We start from the raw sequence: 536 nt of genomic DNA, 5'->3' as shown, positions 1-536 counted from the left end.
ACCCGCACGATCCGCCCGCCCCGCCGCGGGTGTCGTGATGGGCAACGTGACGCCGCGGGTGTCGTGACGCGCGGGTATCGTGACGGGTGTCATGACGAGAATCGCGATCATCGGACTGGGCGAAGCCGGCCGTCTCTACGCGGCGGGGCTTGCCGGGGCCGGCGCCGAGGTGCGCGGCTTCGACCCGTACCAGGACACGCGTACGACGCCGGGCCCCGTGGTCGACCAGCGCGACGAGCTGTCCGAATCGATCAACGGGGCGGATCTCGTCCTGAGCCTCGTCGGCGCGTCAGCAGCCGTCGAGGTTGCAACCGAGACGCTCCCGCTCCTGGGCGCACAGACGATCTACGCCGACCTCAACACCACCGCGCCGGAGATCAAGCAGCAGATCGCACTGCGGGCGGAGCGCTCCGGGGTGCTTATGGCCGATGTGGCCGTACTCGCACCCGTGCCCCGCGACGGCCACCGCACCGCGCTTCTCGCAAGCGGCGGTGGCGCCGAAGGCTTTGTGGCTCTCATGGAGCCGTTCGGGATGT

1 protein-coding gene is annotated in these 536 nt (G+C 70.3%); it reads left to right on the top strand.

Annotated features, from left to right (window positions below; genetic code table 11):
* Positions 1–91: 91 nt before the first annotated feature.
* On the top strand, positions 92–536 hold a 445-nt coding region (locus MIC448_RS12575; RefSeq protein WP_036300266.1), incomplete at its 3' end, for an NAD(P)-binding domain-containing protein.

It is taken from the genome of Microbacterium sp. C448 (assembly GCF_000582705.2).
Lineage (GTDB): Bacteria > Actinomycetota > Actinomycetes > Actinomycetales > Microbacteriaceae > Microbacterium > Microbacterium lacus_A.
Note: the sequence above shows the minus strand (reverse complement) of the source record. Positions and strands in the feature narration are given on the sequence as shown.